Annotated in this window: 16 protein-coding genes; 9 read left to right on the top strand and 7 right to left on the bottom strand. The window is 71.6% G+C overall.

What is annotated here, in order from left to right:
- Positions 1-17: 17 nt before the first annotated feature.
- Together BCD48_RS07080 and BCD48_RS07075 are read left to right on the top strand one after the other, a co-directional pair.
- Positions 18-764 (top strand): SDR family NAD(P)-dependent oxidoreductase, encoded by a 747-nt coding sequence (locus BCD48_RS07080; protein WP_071047479.1) that lies wholly within the window; start codon positions 18-20, stop codon positions 762-764.
- A 104-nt stretch (positions 765-868) separates the two neighbouring features.
- Positions 869-1,303 (top strand): nuclear transport factor 2 family protein, encoded by a 435-nt coding sequence (locus tag BCD48_RS07075; RefSeq protein ID WP_071047478.1) that lies wholly within the window; start codon positions 869-871, stop codon positions 1,301-1,303.
- Positions 1,304-1,333: 30 nt separating this feature from the next.
- Here the strand turns inward: BCD48_RS07075 and BCD48_RS07070 are convergent, their stop codons facing one another.
- The 6 genes from BCD48_RS07070 to BCD48_RS07045 form a co-directional block, all read right to left on the bottom strand.
- Complete coding sequence (locus BCD48_RS07070; protein WP_071047477.1) at positions 1,334-2,101, bottom strand: SDR family NAD(P)-dependent oxidoreductase; 768 nt, start codon at positions 2,099-2,101, stop codon at positions 1,334-1,336.
- A 61-nt stretch (positions 2,102-2,162) separates the two neighbouring features.
- Positions 2,163-3,200, bottom strand: coding sequence for a phosphotransferase family protein (locus BCD48_RS07065; RefSeq protein WP_071047611.1), 1,038 nt, complete (start codon positions 3,198-3,200; stop codon positions 2,163-2,165).
- Positions 3,197-4,390: an acyl-CoA dehydrogenase family protein gene (locus tag BCD48_RS07060; RefSeq protein ID WP_071047476.1), complete on the bottom strand. Its 1,194-nt coding sequence runs from the start codon at positions 4,388-4,390 to the stop codon at positions 3,197-3,199. The genes BCD48_RS07065 and BCD48_RS07060 overlap by 4 nt, the downstream gene beginning before the upstream one ends.
- A 215-nt stretch (positions 4,391-4,605) precedes the next feature.
- Positions 4,606-5,781 (bottom strand): acyl-CoA dehydrogenase family protein, encoded by a 1,176-nt coding sequence (locus BCD48_RS07055; RefSeq protein ID WP_071047475.1) that lies wholly within the window; start codon positions 5,779-5,781, stop codon positions 4,606-4,608.
- On the bottom strand, positions 5,765-6,856 hold the full coding sequence (locus BCD48_RS07050; protein WP_071047474.1) for an acyl-CoA dehydrogenase family protein: 1,092 nt from the start codon (positions 6,854-6,856) through the stop codon (positions 5,765-5,767). Before BCD48_RS07050 ends, BCD48_RS07055 begins: the two co-directional genes overlap by 17 nt.
- Before the next feature lie 194 nt (positions 6,857-7,050).
- Positions 7,051-8,727 carry a class I adenylate-forming enzyme family protein gene (locus tag BCD48_RS07045; protein WP_071047473.1) on the bottom strand — a complete coding sequence of 559 codons (1,677 nt, stop codon included), beginning with the start codon at positions 8,725-8,727 and terminating at the stop codon, positions 7,051-7,053.
- Between the two features lie 296 nt (positions 8,728-9,023).
- Between BCD48_RS07045 and BCD48_RS07040 the strand changes: the two genes are divergently transcribed.
- The 6 genes from BCD48_RS07040 (at position 9,024) to BCD48_RS07015 (ending at position 15,224) form a co-directional block, all read left to right on the top strand.
- Entirely contained in the window at positions 9,024-10,814 is a 1,791-nt protein-coding gene (locus tag BCD48_RS07040; RefSeq protein ID WP_083418275.1) for a bifunctional 3-(3-hydroxy-phenyl)propionate/3-hydroxycinnamic acid hydroxylase, read from the top strand.
- The gene (locus tag BCD48_RS07035; protein WP_071047472.1) at positions 10,811-11,662 is read left to right on the top strand and encodes an alpha/beta fold hydrolase; all 852 of its coding nucleotides are present in this window, start codon (positions 10,811-10,813) and stop codon (positions 11,660-11,662) included. The genes BCD48_RS07040 and BCD48_RS07035 overlap by 4 nt, the downstream gene beginning before the upstream one ends.
- Positions 11,659-12,459, top strand: a complete 801-nt coding sequence (locus BCD48_RS07030; RefSeq protein ID WP_071047471.1) for a 2-keto-4-pentenoate hydratase — start codon at positions 11,659-11,661, stop codon at positions 12,457-12,459. Before BCD48_RS07035 ends, BCD48_RS07030 begins: the two co-directional genes overlap by 4 nt.
- Positions 12,456-13,394 (top strand): acetaldehyde dehydrogenase (acetylating), encoded by a 939-nt coding sequence (locus BCD48_RS07025; RefSeq protein ID WP_071047470.1) that lies wholly within the window; start codon positions 12,456-12,458, stop codon positions 13,392-13,394. Before BCD48_RS07030 ends, BCD48_RS07025 begins: the two co-directional genes overlap by 4 nt.
- Complete coding sequence (dmpG, locus tag BCD48_RS07020) at positions 13,394-14,446, top strand: 4-hydroxy-2-oxovalerate aldolase (RefSeq protein WP_071047469.1); 1,053 nt, start codon at positions 13,394-13,396, stop codon at positions 14,444-14,446. The genes BCD48_RS07025 and dmpG overlap by 1 nt, the downstream gene beginning before the upstream one ends.
- Before the next feature lie 67 nt (positions 14,447-14,513).
- Positions 14,514-15,224: an IclR family transcriptional regulator gene (locus BCD48_RS07015; RefSeq protein WP_241841566.1), complete on the top strand. Its 711-nt coding sequence runs from the start codon at positions 14,514-14,516 to the stop codon at positions 15,222-15,224.
- A gap of 5 nt (positions 15,225-15,229) precedes the next feature.
- On the opposite strand, the gene BCD48_RS51090 is transcribed toward BCD48_RS07015, so the two are convergent.
- Positions 15,230-15,397 (bottom strand): hypothetical protein, encoded by a 168-nt coding sequence (locus BCD48_RS51090; protein ID WP_157910444.1) that lies wholly within the window; start codon positions 15,395-15,397, stop codon positions 15,230-15,232.
- 1,464 nt (positions 15,398-16,861) lie between these two features.
- Here BCD48_RS51090 and BCD48_RS07005 point away from each other — a divergent pair.
- Positions 16,862-17,455 carry a COG4315 family predicted lipoprotein gene (locus tag BCD48_RS07005; protein WP_083418274.1) on the top strand — a complete coding sequence of 198 codons (594 nt, stop codon included), beginning with the start codon at positions 16,862-16,864 and terminating at the stop codon, positions 17,453-17,455.
- Positions 17,456-17,463 lie beyond the last annotated feature (8 nt).

Genomic DNA, 17,463 nt, shown 5'->3' with positions numbered 1-17,463 from the left:
TGAGGTAGAACACAGCCATGACGGGACGATTTGACGGCAAAGCGGCGCTCATCACCGGTGCCGGGTCCGGCATGGGCCGTTCGATCACCATACGGCTGGCCAGCGAGGGCGCGTCGGTGCTCGCGGTGGACATCGACGAGGGCTCACTGGCCGAGACCAAGGCGCTGGCGAGCGGGACGGTGTCGGTCCGGGTCGTCGACGTCGCCGACCCGACCGGGTGCGCCGAGGCGGTGGCGGCGGCCGTGTCCGAGTTCGGGCGCCTCGACGTGCTGGGCAACGTCGCCGGGATCTACCGCCCGGCGCACACCACCGATACGACGGTTGAGCAGTACCGGCGGACGATGGCGGTGAACCTCGACGGGCCGTTCTTCCTGTCCCAGGCCGCGATTCCGCACCTGCTGGCGGCCGGCGGTACGATCATCAACATCGCGTCCAACGCCGGGATTCAGGGCGTTCCCTACTCGGCCGCCTACGCGGCTAGCAAAGGCGGCATTGTCCAGCTGACGAAGTCGCTCGCGGTGGAGTTCATCAAGACGCCGCTGCGGGTGAACGCGATCGCGCCGGCCGGCACCCTGACCAACATCGCCAGGACCGTGACATTCCCCGAGGACCAGGACTCGGACCTCAGGCACCGGATGGCTGGCTACCGCGGCATCGCCATGCCCGAGGAGATAGCGGCGCTGTTCGCGTTCCTCGCGTCGGGTGAGGCGAAGTCGATCACCGGTGCCGTCTACGCCGTCGACAACGGCCTGACGGTCAGCTGACCTGACCGGTCAGCTGACCGGTTAGCTGGGAGGGCCGAAGGAGGCGCGAAAATTCTCTTCCTCGCGCCTCCGGCGGCCGGTTTGGAAATGTGATGGGAGCATCAATGGACCTGCAGGCGCTCGCCGACAAGTTGGAGATCCAGGAACAGCTGGCACGGTATGCCCGCGGCGTGGACACGAACGACTTCGACCTGTGGAAGTCGGTGTTCACCCCCGAGGCGGTCATTGACTACACGTCGACGTCGACGCAGCTGCCCGTCGGCAAGCGCGACGAGATGGCGACCTGGCTCGAGCAGGGTCTCGGCCAGATGCCGTGGAAGATCCACTACATCACCAACGTGGAGATCGACCTCGATGGCGACCGCGCCAGCGTGATCGCCCAGTTCTACAACCCGATGCAGCTGCCGGGCTTCGCCGAGCCGAGCTACTGCGGCGGCTACTACTTCCACGACTTCGTCCGCACCCCAGACGGCTGGAAGAGCGAAAAGCTCGCCGAGAAACTCGTCTGGTTCGTCAACAAGCCAGCCGACGCGAGCTGACCGCGGTCATCGGCCGGAACGCGGCGGTGGTCAGTGCCCGCTCATGCCCCCGTCGACGGCGAGGGTCGTGCCGGTGATGAAGGAGGCGCCATCTCCGGCGAGGAACACGACGGCGGCGTCGAGTTCGTGCTGCTCGCCGAGCCGGCCCAGCGGGCTGGTGTTGGCGATGAACGTCATCAGCTGGTCCTTCGGGATCTCGGCGGTCATCTCGCTGGCGAAGTAGCCGGGCGCGATGGCGTTGACCCGGATTCCCTTGCGGCCGGACCACTGCTGCGCCAGGTCGCGGGTCAGGCCGATCAGCCCGGCCTTGCTGGCGGCGTAGGCGGCCTGCGGGGCATAGGACTTGACGAGCCCGAGGACGCTGGAGATGTTGATGATGCTCGAACCTGGCCCCATGACCCGGGCGCACGCCTGCGCGGCCCAGTAGGCGCCGTTGAGGTTGACGTCGATGACCTGGCGGAACTCGTCGGGCTTCTCGCGCAGGGCGGGCACCGCGGTGCCGATGCCGGCGTTGTTGACCAGGATGTCGATCCGGCCGAACTCGGCGACGGCCGCCTCGGCGAGGGCGGTGCACTGGTCGGGATCGCTGACGTCGGTGGCGACGGTGAGAGCTCGACGTCCCGTCGCCCGCACCTCCTCGGTGATCTTGTCGAGTCGGTCGGCGCGGCGGGCGGCGAGGACGACGTCGGCGCCGGCCTGGCCGAGCGCGCGGGCGAACCCGGCGCCGAGACCGGAGCTCGCGCCGGTGACGACGGCGACCCGGCCGTCCAGCCGGAACAGGTCCAGGACATTGATCATGACTTCTCGGGCCGCCTTTCGGCGATCTTGCTTTGAGGGCTGCCGGGCGTGTGGAAGAAGATCATTTTCGCGCGGCCTTTGGCCCCTTGAGGGCGCGCAGGCCGGCGGCGGCCAGCGGCGCGGTCGCCTCACCGACGATCTCGAACCCGTCGCCGCGGGTCACTCCCTGCAGGTACCGGGCGTGGATGCCCTCCGCGATGACCGCCACCTTGAAGTAGCCGAGGGCGAGATAGAAGGAGAAGGCGCTCAGGTCCCGGCCGGTGAGCGTCGCGTAGCGGTCGAGCAGGGCGTCGGCCTTCGGCAGGCGCGGGCTGGTCGACGCCGCCGAGCCGGTGAGCACCGGGGCGAACGCCGGGTCCGAGTAGGCGATGTGCAGGCCCAGGTCGGCGAGCGGGTCGCCGAGCGCGGCCATCTCCCAGTCCACCACCGCCCGGACGTCCGCGGGGTCGTCGGGGGAAAGGATGACGTTGTCGATGCGGAAGTCACCGTGCAGGACCGACGCCCCGGACTCCGTCGGCTGGATCGCGGCGAGCCGGGCGTACAGGGTGTCGATGTCGGGCAGCGGCCGGGTGCCGACCCGCTGCCACTGGTCGTTCCACCGCCGGATCTGGCGGCCCAGGTAGCCCTGCGGGCGGCCGAAGGCACCCAGGCCGATGGCCTCGGGGTCGAGGGTGTGCAGCCGGGCGAGCACGTCGATCAGCGCGTACGCGCAGCGGTCGATGTCGGCCTGGGGGAGGGCGTGCAGGTCGTCCTCGCCTCGGATGACCGTGCCGGGGACGTAGTCGACGAGGGCGAACGGCACGCCCAGCGTGTCGCCCTCGTCATGGGCGACGGCGCGGGGCACGGGGACGTCGGTCCCGGACAGGGCCGCCGTCACGCGGTACTCGCGCAGCACGTCGTGCGCCGACGGGGTGAGCCCGCCCAGCGGCGGGCGGCGCAGCACCCAGCGCCCCGTCCCGTCGGTGAGCAGATACGTGAGGTTCGACCGGCCCCCGGCCAGGAGCGTGGCGTCCAGCCGGCCGGAGAACTCGGGCACCCGCTGGCCGAAGAACCGTTCCAGCGCGGGCAGGTCGAGCCCTTCGACCGCGGTGGGGCTCATCGGGCCGCCGCCGGGGCGTGGCGCCGGAGGGCGCGGCGCGCGATCGCCCACCGGTGGGTCTCGGACGGGCCGTCGTAGATCCGGAACGGGCGTACCTCGCGCAGGAACCGGCTGAGCGGGATGTCACCGGACACCCCGAGCGACCCGCAGATCTGCAGTGAGCGGTCCACCACCCGCCAGATCGCCTCGGCGCAGAACGTCTTGGCGATCGCCGTGGACTGGGCGCCCGAGCGGCCCTGGTCCAGCTCCCAGCACGCCTGGAGGATGAGGCCTCGGGAGGCGGCGATGTCGATCTCGCTGTCGGCGATCATTTGCTGCACCATGCCCAGCTCGCCCAGCCGGGAGCCGAACAGCTCCCGCTCACCGGCCCGGCGGACCGCGATGTCTCGGGCGTGGTTGGCGATTCCCAGCCAGCGCATGCAGTGCGTCATCCGGGCCGGGCCGAGGCGGACCTGCGCGTAGCGGAAGCCCTCGTCGACCTCGCCGAGCACCGCGTCGCCGGGCACGTCGCAGTTGTCGAAGAGCACCTCGGCATGGCCGCCGTACAGGGTCTCGTCGAGGGTCTCGATGTGCCGCACGATCTTCATTCCAGGGTTGTCCGCGTCGACCAGGAACATCGTCGCGCCGCCCTCGTCTCCCGGCGTGCCCGAGGTGCGGGCCATGCAGATCGCGAACCCCGCGCCGTCGGCCCCGGTGATGAACCACTTACGCCCGTTGATGCGCCACCCGCCGTCGACGCGCTCGGCGCGCGTGGCGAGCGCCCGGGGATCCGAGCCGGCTCCCGGCGCCGGCTCCGTCATCGCGAAGCAGGACCTGATCTCGCCGGTCGCCAGCGGGCGGAGGTACCGCTCCTTCTGCTCCGCCGTCGCGATCAGCTCCAGCATGTGCATGTTGCCCTCGTCGGGAGCGGCGATGTTGAGGGCCAGCGGGCCGAGCAGGGCGTACCCGGCAGCCTCGAACACGGCGGCCCGGCCGCGCATGTCCAGCCCGTGACCGCCGTACTCGGCGGCGACGTGCGGCGCGAACAGGCCCGCGTCGCGGGCCGCGTCCTGCAGCTCGCGGCGCACCGCCTCCGACGGTGTCGCGGCCGCGTGCCGTTTCTCGACCGGGAGCACCACCTCGCGGACGAACCGCGCGGTCCGCTCGGCCAGGTCGGCGACGGCCGGCTCGGGTGACAGGTCGATGGTCATGGAGGCTCCTCAGTGCTTCCGAGAAACGGGGGCCGCCGGAGGTTCGAAGGAGGAGATTTTCGCACCTCCTTTGGCCCTCTGGTGCTTCCGAGGACGGGGGCTGCCGGAGGTTCGAAGGAGGAGATTTTCGCACCTCCTTTGGCCCTCTGGTGCTTCCGAGGACGGGGGCTGCCGGAGGTGCGAAGCAGGAGCATTTTCGCACCTCCTTTGGCCCTCTAGCCGCGGGGCAGTCCGAGCACCCGCTCGGCGATGACGGTGCGCTGGATCTCGGAGGTGCCGCCCGCGATCGTGCCGGAGAACGTGCGCGCGTAGCGCTCGAACCACCCGCTGACGTAGGCCTCCAGGCTCAGGTGGGACAGCGGGCCCGTGAGCGCGGGGTGGTCGAGCGCCTCCGCGCCCGCCGACTCGAACGCCGCCTCCGTGGCCGCCTGCGCCGCCTCGGACCCGAACAGCTTCAGCACCGACAGGGCGGGCACGTCCTGCTCGCCGCGGGCCTCCCTGGCCAGCGCCGCGGAGCCCATCCACCGCAGGGCGTGGGCATCCATCACGAGGGTCGCGTACCGGTCCTCGTCGAGCGTCGTGACCGGGCGGAAGTCGACCAGCAGGTCCGCCAGCCGCTCGGCGAAGATCAGCCACAGCAGGGTGCGCTCATGCCCCAGGGATCCGTGGGCGACGGCCCAGCCGCCGCCCAGCTTGCCGACCAGGTTCTCGGCCGGGACACGGGCGTTGTCGAAGAAGACCTCGTTGAAGTCCAGGTCGTCCGGGCTCGCGATGGAGCCGAACGGCCGGCGGGTCACCCCTGGGGTGTCGGTCGGGATCAGCAACACGCTGATGCCCTTGTGCTTGGACGCGTCGGGGTCGGTCCGCACGAACGTCAGGATGACGTCCGCGTCGTGGGCACCCGACGTCCACACCTTCTGGCCGTTCACGACGAAGTGGTCGCCGTCGAGCGTGGCCCGGGTGCGCAGGCCGGCGAGGTCGGAGCCGGCGCCCGGCTCGCTCATCCCGAGAGCGGCGGTGATCTCGGCGCGCAGGATCGGCACCGCCCAGCGCCTCTTCTGCTCCGGGGTGCCGAAGGACAGCAGTGATGCCGCGATGATGCCGACGCCCTGGGGGTTGAAGCTGCGCAGGATCCGCCGCTTCGACAGCTCCTCCAGATGGACGTACTGCTGCAGGATGCTGGCGTTGCGGCCGCCGAACTCGGGCGGGTTGCCGGGCAGCAGCCAGCCCGCGTCGAACTGCAGGCGCTGCCAGCGCCGGGCCCACTCGGGCACGTCGGCGCTAGAGCGCGACGGCCGGTCGGCCTCCTCGGCGCTCGGCAGGTTCGCGTCGAGGAACGCCACGAACTCGGCGCGGAACGCCTCGACGTCGTCGTCAAACGTGAGCTGCACGGCTGTCCACCCCCGCCAAAGTCAGGTTTTCCTTCGCGATCAGGGCCCGGTGCTCGTCCGCCGTGCCGAGGAGCACCTCGCCGGCCTTGGCCCGCTTCAGCGCGAACTGCAGGTCGTTCTCCCAGGTGTAGCCCATGCCGCCGAACAGCTGCAGGCCGTGCCGGAACACGAGCGACTGGCATTCGCCGGCCGACGCCTTGGCCATCGAGGCCGCGAGGCGGCGGCGGGGGTCGTCCGCGGCGATGGTCAGCGCGGCGAAATAGGCCAGGGCCCGGGCTCGCTCGATGGCCACGTGCATGTCGGCCGCCTTGTGCTTGACGGCCTGGAACGAGCCGATCGGCGCGCCGAACTGCTGGCGGGTCCTGACGTGCTCGATCACCAGGTCCAGGACGCGCTGGCAGGCACCGACCATGGTCGTCGCCATGCCCGTGAGCGCTTGGTGGCGTGCTTTCTCCGGGTCGGCGCCGGTCAGGTTGTCACCGCCGACGCGAACGTCGGCCAGGGCCACCTCGGCGACGTGCAGCACGGGGTCGAAGACGGGAACCCGGGTCACCGATGCCTGCGCCGCGGGGATGGCGAAGACGCCCTCGGTGGTGACGACGGCCAGCCAGTCGGCCCGGTCGCCATCCAGCACGTGGCGCGCGGTGCCGTCCAACAGCCAGCCGTCGCCGTCGCGGCGGGCGGTGATGCCCTCGGGGAGGGCGGCACCGGACTGCTTGGCCCCGGCGACGCCCGGCGCCAGCGGGACGAACTGGGTCATCGTCGCGAGGAACGGGGTCGGGTCGGTGGCCCGGCCCAGCTCCTCCACCAGGATCGCGAGCTCGACCATCTCACTGGGATCGACGAGCTGGGTCCAGCCCAGGTTGGTGTAGGTCTGCCACAGCGCTTCCAAGGGCATGTGCCGCCGGGGGTGCGAATAAAGATCATTTTCGCACCCCCTTTGGCCCCCAGGCCCGCCGGTGTCGGCCGCCGCGTCGGCGGCACCGCGGACCAGCGCCGGCGTGCACTCCTTGGCGAGCACGTCGCGGACGGTGCTCCGCCACAGCCGTTGGTCCTCGTCGAACTCAGACAGCATCCCGACCTCCGATGTCGGACGCCGAGCTGCTCAGTTCTCCCGAAAGCGGGGGCCGCCGGAGGTGCGAAGGAGGAGCATTTTCGCACCTCCTTTGGCCTGCTGGGACATACGTCGCCACGAGTCACCCTCCTACCGCACCGCGCTCTCGAGGCGCGCGAGAACAGGACTTTCAACACATGGGGGAGCGGCGGCGGTCAGCGCCGCTCGCTGCGCGGCGAGCCGTGCCGCTCACGCAGCACCGCCCGCTGGATCTTCCCGGTCGCGGTCTTCGGCAGCGCCGGGATGACGACCACGCGGCGAGGGCGCTTGTACGCCGCGAGGCGCTCCTTCGTGAAGGCGATGAGCTCCTCCTCGCTGGCCGTCGCGCCGTCGCGGAGCGAGACGTAGGCGGTCACCTGCTCACCGCGGTACTCGTCCGGCACGCCGACCACCGCCGCCTCGAAGACCGCCGGGTGCTCGTAGAGGACGTCCTCCACCTCGCGCGGCCAGACCTTGAACCCGGAGGTGTTGATCTGGTCCTTGATCCGGTCTACGAGGTAGATCCAGCCCTCGGCGTCCATCACGGCGACGTCGCCGGTGTGCAACCTGCCGCCCGGTAACGCGTGCGCGGTCGCCTCGGGGTTGTGCCAGTACCCGGGAACCACCTGCGGCGCGGTGAAGACCAGCTCTCCCTCGGCGCCGGGCGGTTGAGGCACGCCCTGCGCGTCGATGATCTCCACGTCGACGTTCGGCGCCGGTACGCCGATGGAGAGCGTGCCGCTCGGCTGGTGGACGGGAGCGGTGGCGCCGGGCGGCACGGCGATACCGCCGCCCGTCGTCTCCGTCATGCCCCAGATGTTGTGCAGGTAGGCGCCGAAACGGGCGCGGAACGCCTCGATGGTTGCCGGCGGGATCGGTGCTCCGCCGGAGAAGAGCAGTCTGATCGTCTTGAAGTGCTCAGGTCCCGCGTCCGCCACCCGGAAGAAGGCGTTGAAGGCGGTGATCGAGCCGATCGTCGTGGTCACCCCGTGCTCGCGGAAGGCGTCGAGGACGACCGCGGGCTCGAAGCGCCCGCTCATGCTGAGTGTGGCGTCGTTCAGCAGCGCGATGCCGGCGTTGAGCGAGAGGCCGGTGATGTGGAACAGCGGCGCGATGGCGAAGGAGACGTCACCGGGTTCGAGGCCCAGCCAGTCGCCGTAGTTCAGCACCGCGTGCAGGTAGTTGCGGTGAGTGTTCAGCGCGCCCTTCGGCGGGCCAGTGGTCCCCGACGTGTACGTGATGAACGCGGTGTCGTCGAGCCCGACGGCGACCGGCCGCGGGCGCTGCCCGCGCCGCGCGGCGAGGACGGCGCCGAGGTCGCCCTCCGGCGACGGCGCGGGCTCCACCGGCTCCGGGAAGACGCGCGGGTCGTCGCGGGTCTGGAAGTCGCGCGACGAGGCGGACAGCACCCAGCCCACCGTGCCGCCGGCGAGCGTCTCGCGAACCTCGCCGTCCGTGCCCCGGGCCGCGATGACCCCGGAGGTTCCCGAGTCGTCGATCAGACGCTGCAGCTCCTGGCCGCGGTACATCGGGTTGAGCGGGACGGCGGTGGCGCCGGCCTTCCAGATCGCGAGCAGGCTGATCGGGTAGTAGGGCACGTTCTGCAGGTAGATGCCGACGCGGTCGCCCCACCGGACGCCCCGGTCCTGGAGCTCGGTGGCCAGCGCGTCGGCGTGCGCGTCGAGCTCGGCCGCGGACAGCGACCCGTCGAAGTAGCGCACCGCCGCCCGCTCGGGGTTCGCGGCGACGCGGGCCCGCCACGCCTCGACGACCGACCCATGGGTGATCTCCGGCGCGGGGTCGACCCGCGCCGGGTACAGGGCCAGCCACGGAGGCAGGGGACCGGTCGACATTGATCACGTCCTCGGTGAGGGGGAGCCCCGTCCGTGCGTCCGGCCCCGCGCGGCCGTCGAGGATGGACGGGCTGGGACGCCCGGGCAGGGTTGACGCGTCGGGCGCACGTTACTAGATTTTTCGCAGTTATTGAATATCTGGTTGCATATACTGCACGCAACTCGATCGTTGCCGCATTGATCGCAACCGGTATCCATCGCCACAGCACTGATCGCCGCGGTGCCGATCACCGCGGCGATGAGCGCGCTGGGCGCGGCACCCGCCGCATCCGGCACCCGCCACCCGAGGAGTCGAGGTGTCCACTCAGGTCGGCACGGCACAGCCTGGCTCGCCGCCGCCCGCGGGCTCGGCGGACGTCGACGTCGCCGTCGTCGGCGCGGGCCCAAGCGGGCTGATGACCGCCAACCTGCTCGGCCGCTACGGACTGCGCGTCCTGGTCCTCGAGGCCGGCCAGGCACTCATCGACTTCCCCCGCGGCGTCGGGATGGACGACGAGACGCTGCGGACCTTCCAGGCGGTGGGCCTGGCCGACGACGTCCTGCCGCACACGATCCCGCACCAGGTGCTCGCCTTCGTCGACGCGAAGCAGCGCGACCTGGCCCGGCTCGCGCCGCCGACCGCGGAGTTCGGCTGGCCGCGGCGCAACGGCTTCGTCCAGCCGCTGGCCGACCGGGTGCTGTTCGAGGGCCTGACCCGCTTCGACAACGTCGACGTGCGCTTCTCGTCCCGGGTCACGGGCTACGCGCAGGACGCCGACGGCGTGACGCTGACCGTCGAGACGCCGGAAGGTGAGCGGACCCTGCGGGCGGCCTACGCCGTCGGCGCGGACGGCGGCGCCAGCGTGACCCGCGAGACGCTGCTCGGGCTGCGCTTCGACGGCAGCACCGCCGCCGCGCAGTGGTTCGTCATCGACATCCGCAACGACCCGCTCGGCCGCCCCGGCGCGTACGTCTGCTGCGACCCGCGCCGCCCCTACGTCTCGATCAGCATCCCGCACGGCATCCGCCGGTTCGAGTTCATGCTCAAGCCCGGCGAGACCGAGGCGGACGCGATGACCGACGAGTTCCTCACCCGGCTGCTCGCGCCGATCGTCCCGCCGACCGCGAAGGTCGACGTCATCCGCCGCCGGGTCTACAACCACCACGCCCGGCTCGCGGAGCACTTCCGCGTCGGGCGGATCTTCCTCGTCGGCGACGCGGCGCACATCATGCCGGTGTGGCAGGGCCAGGGCTACAACAGCGGCATCCGGGACGCGCTCAACCTCTCCTGGAAGCTCGCGAGCGTGTGCCAGGGGCTCGCCGGCGACGAGCTGCTCGACACCTACGAGTCGGAGCGGCGCGACCATGCCCGCGCGATGATCGACCTGTCCCGGCGGGTGGGCCAGGCGGTCTCCGTCACCAACCGGTTCGGCGCGCTGGCCCGTGACCTCTTCTTCCGGGGCCTGTCCGCGATCCCCAAGGCGAAGACCTACATCGTGACGATGAAGTTCAAGCCGATGCCGACGATGCGGGAGGGCGCGCTGACCCGGCTCGGTTCGGAGAGCGAGCCGAGCCCGGTGGGACGGCTGTTCATCCAGCCGACGGTGGCCACCCGCGCGCTCCCGTCCGTGAAGCTGGACGACGCGCTCGGCCCGTGGTTCGCGCTCGTCGCCTGGAACAACGACCCCCGCCAGATCCTGGACGACGACGCGCAGCGGCGGCTCGCCCAGCTCGGTGCCCGCCTCGTCGAGGCCCGCCCCGCGGTGCAGCTGCGCTGGAACGCGCCCACGCCGGAGGGTGGCGAGCAGCCCGACGACTCGGTGCTGGTGGTCGGCGACCTGGACGGCGCGCTCAAGCGCTGGTTCGACGCGCACCCGGAGTCCGTGCTGTTGTTGCGTCCGGACCGCATCGTGGCGGGCGCGAGCCCCGCGCACGCCGCCTCTGACATGGTCCGGGCGTTCGGGGCCACCGTCGGCATCCCCGACGCGGTGCCCGCGCTGCCCGACGCGGCGCCCGCGGTGGCCGCGCTGAGCGACGCGGTGGCCGCGCCGCCCGAGGCGGCGTCCGCCTTGACGGCGGCGGAGCCCGCGCTGAAGGAGAACGCATGACGCTGTGGACGGACCTGGCCGGCCTGGACTACACGGTCCGCCATGTCGACGTGGGGCACTGGTCGACCCGGGTGCTGGAGTGCGGCGCCGGGGAGCCGTTCGTCTTCATGCACGGCACCGGCGGGCATCTGGAGGCGTTCACCCGCAACCTGCGCGCGCTCAGCGCCAAGTACCGGGTCATCGCCTACGACTACCCAGGGCATGGGTGGACGACGACGACCACGAAGGACCTGGAGATCGACGACTACATCGATCACCTCGTCGGGCTCCTGGACGTCCTCGGCCTCGAGCGCGTCCATCTGTCGGGTGAGTCGCTCGGAGGCTGGGTCGCGGTCAAGTTCGCCGCCCGCTACCCGGAGCGCGTCGGCCGGCTCGTCCTCAACACCCCGGGCGGGACGATGGCCACCCCCGAGGTGATGGAGCGCATCCGGTCGCTGTCCCAGGCCGCGGCCGATGACCCGAGCGAGGAACGCATCCGCGCCCGGCTGTCGTGGCTGATGGCCGATCCCGCTGCCTCGGTCACCGACGAGCTGGTCGCGATCCGCCGTGGCGTATACAGCCGGCCCGGCTTCGCCGAGTCGATGCGGCACATCCTCTGCCTGCAGGACCCGGAGGTCCGCCGCCGCAACCTGGTCACCGACGAGGAGCTGGCCGCGATCACGGCGCCGACGCTGGTCGTCTGGACCAGCGACGACCCCTCCGGCCCGGCGAAGGCCGGCCTCGACATGGCCGAGCGCATCCCGGGCGGGGAGTTCCGCCTCATCAAGAACGCCGGCCACTGGCCCCAGTGGGAGCAGCAGGAGGAGTTCGACACGATCGCGCTTGAGTTCCTCGGGCGGGCCCGATGATCGCCACCCCCGCCTCCATCGAGGCCGCCGCCGACCGGCTGGAGCTGGCTTCCACCAGCGGCAACGCCTGCGCCCCGATCACGGACCTGGTCCCCGCCGGCGACATCGACGTCGCGTACCAGGTGCAGCGCCGGCTCACCGAGCGCCGGCTCGCGGCCGGTGCGCGGATCGTCGGGCGCAAGATCGGTCTCACGTCGGCCGCGGTGCAGAGCCAGATCGGTGTCGACCGGCCCGACTTCGGTGTCCTGTTCGACGACATGAGCTACGCCGACGGCGAGCTGATCCCCGTGGGCCGGCTGCTGCAGCCGAAGGCCGAGGCGGAGGTCGCCTTCCTGCTCTCCCGCGACATCGAGGACGCCTCCGACCCGGCGGCGGTCCGAGACGCGGTCGAGCTGGCGTTCCCCGCGCTGGAGATCGTCGACAGCCGGATCGCCGACTGGCGCATCGGCATCACCGACACGGTCGCCGACAACGCGTCGTCGGGTGTCTTCGTGATCGGTACGTCGGGAACTCCGCTCGACGCGGTGGCACCCGTCGACGTCACCATGACGATGCGCCGCGGCGACGAGGTCGTCTCGACCGGGACCGGCCGTGACTGCCTGGGCGACCCGCTGAACGCCCTGGCCTGGCTCGCCGCGACTCTCATCGAGGTCGGGACGCCGCTGCGCGCGGGCGACCTGGTCCTGTCGGGCGCGCTGGGTCCGATGGTCTCCGTCTCGGCCGGGGACGTCTTCGTCGCCGACATCGCGCCGCTCGGCGCGGTGACGGCACGGTTCTCAGGAAAGGACGAGGGATGACGGAGAAGACGGGGGTCGCGATCGTCGGCTCCGGCAACATCGGCACGGACCTGATGATCAAGATTCTGCGCGGGTCGTCGGACCTGCGCGTGGTCGCGATGGTCGGCATCGACCCGAACTCGGACGGCCTCGCCCGCGCGGCCCGCCTTGGCGTCGCCACGACGGCCGAGGGTGTGGCCGGGCTGATCAAGATGCCCCAGTTCGGCGAGGTGGAGATCGTCCTGGACGCCACCAGCGCCGGCGCGCACATCGCGAACGCGAAGCTGCTGGAGCCCTACAGCCTGCGCCTCGTCGACCTCACCCCGGCCGCGATCGGCCCCTTCGTGATCCCCGCGGTGAACTTCGAGGACCACCTCGACGCGCCGAACATCAACATGGTCACCTGCGGCGGCCAGGCCACGATCCCGATCGTGGCGGCGGTGTCCCGGGTGACCGAGGTGCCCTACGCCGAGATCGTCGCCTCGGTCGCGTCGAAGTCGGCCGGCCCGGGGACGCGGGCCAACATCGACGAGTTCACCGAGACCACCGCGCACGGCATCGAGCAGGTCGGCAAGGCGCGCCGCGGCAAGGCGATCATCATCCTCAACCCGGCCGAGCCGCCGCTCATCATGCGCGACACCGTCCTGTGTCTCATCGGCGGCGTCGACCACGAGCAGGTGCGGGCCTCGATCGAGGAGATGGTCGCCGCGGTGGCGACCTACGTCCCGGGCTACCGGCTGGTGCAGAAGGTCCAGTTCACGCCCGTCGACCCGGCCGAGGTGGCGACCCTGCTGCCCGCGGGTGCTGGTCCCGTCGACACCAAGGTCTCCGTGTTCCTCGAGGTCGAGGGCGCGGCCCATTACCTGCCCGCCTACGCGGGCAATCTCGACATCATGACCTCCGCCGCGATGCGCGTGGCGGAACGGATTGCCCAGCGTGCGAAGGCGGCGGCGTGATGACTGACACCGCGACGACCGGCGTCACGACGCCGGCCCCCACCGCGAAGCCCTACGTCCAGGACGTGACGCTGCGGGACGGCATGCACGCGCTCCGGCACAGGATCACGCCGGAGCTGGTTGGCCGCATTGTCGACAACCTCGAGGCCGCCGGCGTCGGCGCGATCGAGATCGCGCACGGCGACGGCCTCGGCGGCGCGAGCCTGAACTACGGCCCGGGCAGCAACACCGACTGGGAGTGGATCGAGGCGGCCGCCGCGCACGTGAAGGACGCCGTCCTCACCACGCTGCTGCTCCCCGGCGTCGGCACGATCCACGACCTGCGCCGTGCCCACGACATGGGTGTCCGCTCCGTCCGGATCGCCACGCACTGCACCGAGGCCGACGTCGCCGCGCAACACATCGCCGAGGCCCGCAACCTCGGCATGGACGTCTCGGGCTTCCTCATGATGGCGCACATGATCGGCTCGAAGGAGCTGGCCGAGCAGGCGCTGCTGATGGAGTCCTACGGCGCGCACTGCGTCTACATCACGGACTCCAGCGGGCGGCTCACGGTCGCCGACATCCGCGAGCGGGTCCGTGCCTACCGCGAGGCGCTGCGGCCCGAGACGCAGATCGGCATCCACGCGCACGAGAACCTCTCGCTCGCGGTCGCCAACTCGGTGGCCGCCGTCGAGGAGGGCGCGTTCCGGGTCGACGCCTCGCTCACCGGCCTCGGCGCCGGGGCCGGCAACGCCCCGATCGAGGCGTTGATCGCGGTGGCGAACATCCTGGGATGGGAGACCGGCTGCGACCTGTTCGCGCTGCAGGACGCCGCGGAGGACATCGTCCGCCCGCTGCAGGACCGGCCGGTGCGCGTCGACCGCGAGACGCTGACCATCGGCTACGCCGGGGTCTACGGCAGCTTCCTCCGGCACGCCGAGATCGCCGCGGCGACCTACGGCGTGGACGCCCGCGAGATCCTCCTCGAGGCCGGCCGGCGCAAGCTCGTCGGCGGCCAGGAGGACATGCTCACCGACATCGCGCTCACCCTGCAGGCCGGGGCGTCCTGAGCATCATCAGCATCATCACAGCGCGCGCCGACCGGGCCGCGGCGGGGCCGAAACTATGCTGAACAGCGTGCCGGAGTTGGCGGCGAGCACGCCGAGCAAGGTGCGCGACGGGAACCAGACCCTCGCCAGGGGGCTGCGGGTGCTGCTCGCGATCGCCGACTCCAAACAGGGGATGACCGTGCAGCAGGTCGGCGACATGCTCGGCGTGCACCGCTCGATCGCCTACCGGGTGCTGCAGACGCTGGTCGACTTCGACCTCGCCGCGCGCAGCAGCGAGGGGACCTACATCCCGGGCGCCCGCCTCGCGACCCTCGCCGAGGCGTTCCTGCCCACGCTGCGCGACGCGACGGCCCCGATCATGCGCTCGCTCGCCGACCGGCTGCAGTCGACGGTCATGCTCTTCGTCGCCCAGGGCGACGACGCGGTCGCGATCGCGATGACGGAGCCCACGACGGCGCCGCACCACCTGGCGTTCCGGCCGGGCATGCGCACACCGCTGACCCGGGGTGCGGCGGGGTACGCGATCCTGGCCTCCGACCCGCCCACCGGCGGCGAGCCCGAGGAAGTCGCGGTCGCGCGTGACCGCGGCTACGCCCGCAGCCACGCGGAGGTCGAGGCCGGCCAGTACGCGGTCGCGGCCTGGATCCCGATGACGGGCACCGCGACCCGCGCCTGCCTGAACCTCATCACCTACCGCGAGGACGTCGCGGAGGCCGCCGGCCCCGAGATGCGCCGCGCGGCCGACAAGGTCGCCCGCGCTCTGCGCACCCAGGGGTGAGCCGGCTACTCGTACTGCGAGCAGCTTCCCAGGCCGATGCCCACGATTGCCTCCTGCGCCTCTCTGGTTGACAGCGCCGCCCACGCCGCGGCGGAGTAGCGCTGCTGGAGACCCGCCAGGACGCAGTTGCACCAGTCCAGGCTGTTGCCGCCGACGTTGGTGCAACTTGACACGAAGCCTCCGAGGGATGGCTGCGATCCGCCAGCTGGGGCGGCCGTGGTCGGTGGCGGTGGCGGAGGCGCCTGGCTGGGAGCGGCGGCGGTGGTCGGTGGTGGCGGCGGCGCCTGGCTGGGGGCGGCAGCGGCGGCTGTGGTCGGCTGCGGCCGCGGTGCCTGGTTGGGCGCGGCAGCCGCGGCGGCGGCCGTGGACGGCTTCGCCTGGCTGGGGGCGGCAGCGGCGGCCGTGGCCGGCTTGGGCTTGCTGGAGGTGGCAACGACGGCCGGCCGGGTCCCGCGCGGGGTGGGGGTAACACGTCGGGTCGGGACGGTACCTGGGGCCGAGGCCTCGCTCGACGACGGGGCCGTGCTCGGGGCCGGGGCAGTACTGGGGTCCGTCGCCGCGGTGGAAGCAGGGGTCGTGGCAGGCGCCGTCGCCGGGGCTTCTGACGAGGTCAGGTCGGCGTCCTGGTTGCAGGAGGTCAGGGTCATGCCGACGCCGGCCAGCAGGACCAGCGACGTCACGGTCCCCGCGGTCGACAGGGCGAGCCGCCTGCGCCTGGACGGTCGCGGGCCGCCGCCGAGGCCGACGCTCGAGCCCGGATCGTGTGGCCGAGGGCCGGTGTGCTCGGCGGGAAGATGCTGCCCGGGCCCGTGCCGACCAGATAACGAGGCAAGACGCGTCGCGTCGTCCCTGTCTGGTCCTGATGCCCTCTCGAACTCGACCATTGGTCGCTGACCGTCCCACTCAAGAAGTGGGCGTCCGATAATTCCGGTACGCCGCGGAGATGACACTTATAGCACTCGGCTGTAACACCTGGCGCAGCGGGCGGAGTACCCCGACCTCGCCTTCGCTGGCGTCGGGAAGGCCGTCGGTGCTTGGCTTTCCGGCGGGCTATCTAACCCGGGTGCTTGCCAGGGAGATACCGGCCCGCCGAACGATCCGCCGTCGGAGCGTGAAGTGCCGCGGGCGGTCGTCAGGTCGCTGAACACCAACAGGTAGGTGCTGGACAGCGCTGACGGCGGCGATGCGACAGCGAGCTTTGGCTTTAGCTGTCGGCAGGGGTGAAGGCGGTGGCGAGGGCGGTGTAGACGTCGCGCAGGAGCTGGGCGGTGCGCGCCGTCACGTCGGGACGCCCGTCGCCGTGGGACTGACCCGAAAAATACGTGAGGGGACAGCGGTGCTCGGTTCAGGCGGCTTCGAAGAGGGGATCGAAGCGGACGGTGTAGCCGAGGGCGTTGGCCTGCTGGGTGAGGCGGCGCAGGGCGCGTTCGGGGTCGCCTACCCGCTTCACGGCTGCGCTGAAGCGACATCGCCGACGACTGGCTCCACTGGGTGACCGGTGGCGTCCGGCGGCGCACTGTCGCTCTCCCGACTCGTTGAACCGATTTCGTCCCGGCGCCGTGCCTTGGGGTGACCGCGGAACCGGTGGACGCGACGAGGCCTGGCCGCCGGGGCGAGCGGCCGACGAGGAGACGATCATGAAAGAGTCAAGGATGCGTCGGCTGCCGGTCCCGGTGACGCTGACCCTGCCGGTAGCCGCTACGGCGTTGCTGCTCGCGGCGTGCGGCGGCGGGAAGTCGTCAACGTCGACCAGCCCGGCGACCGCGGTGGCGAACCCGTCCACGGCGGGGAGCGCATCGGCGCCGGCAACCGGATCGGTGGCGGGTGGCACGATGGTCGCCACGGGGTCCGGTCCGACGGGCACCTTCCTGACCGACGGCAGCGGCAAGACCCTCTACCTGTTCATGGCCGACAAGGCCGGCGCGTCGACCTGCACGGGTGCGTGTGCCAGGGCCTGGCCTCCCCTCACGACGACGGCCGCGCCGACCGCGTCCGGGGCCGCGATCGCCAGCGACCTTGGCACGACCATGCGCTCGGACGGCACGACGCAGGTGACCTACCACGGCCACCCGTTGTACTACTACGAGGACGACAAGAGCGCCGGGCAGACGGAGGGCCAGGGCAGTACCGAGTTCGGCGCCAAGTGGTGGCTGGTCGCGCCGTCCGGCTCGGCGATCACCACCGGCGGGTCGGGCAGCACCGGCGCGGGCGCCGGCGGCGGTGGGTACTGATTCGACGT

Origin of the sequence: Pseudofrankia coriaricola (assembly GCF_001854805.1) — a bacterium.
In the GTDB taxonomy this organism is placed as follows: domain Bacteria; phylum Actinomycetota; class Actinomycetes; order Frankiales; family Frankiaceae; genus Pseudofrankia.
This window is presented reverse-complemented; position numbering and strand designations above follow the sequence as displayed.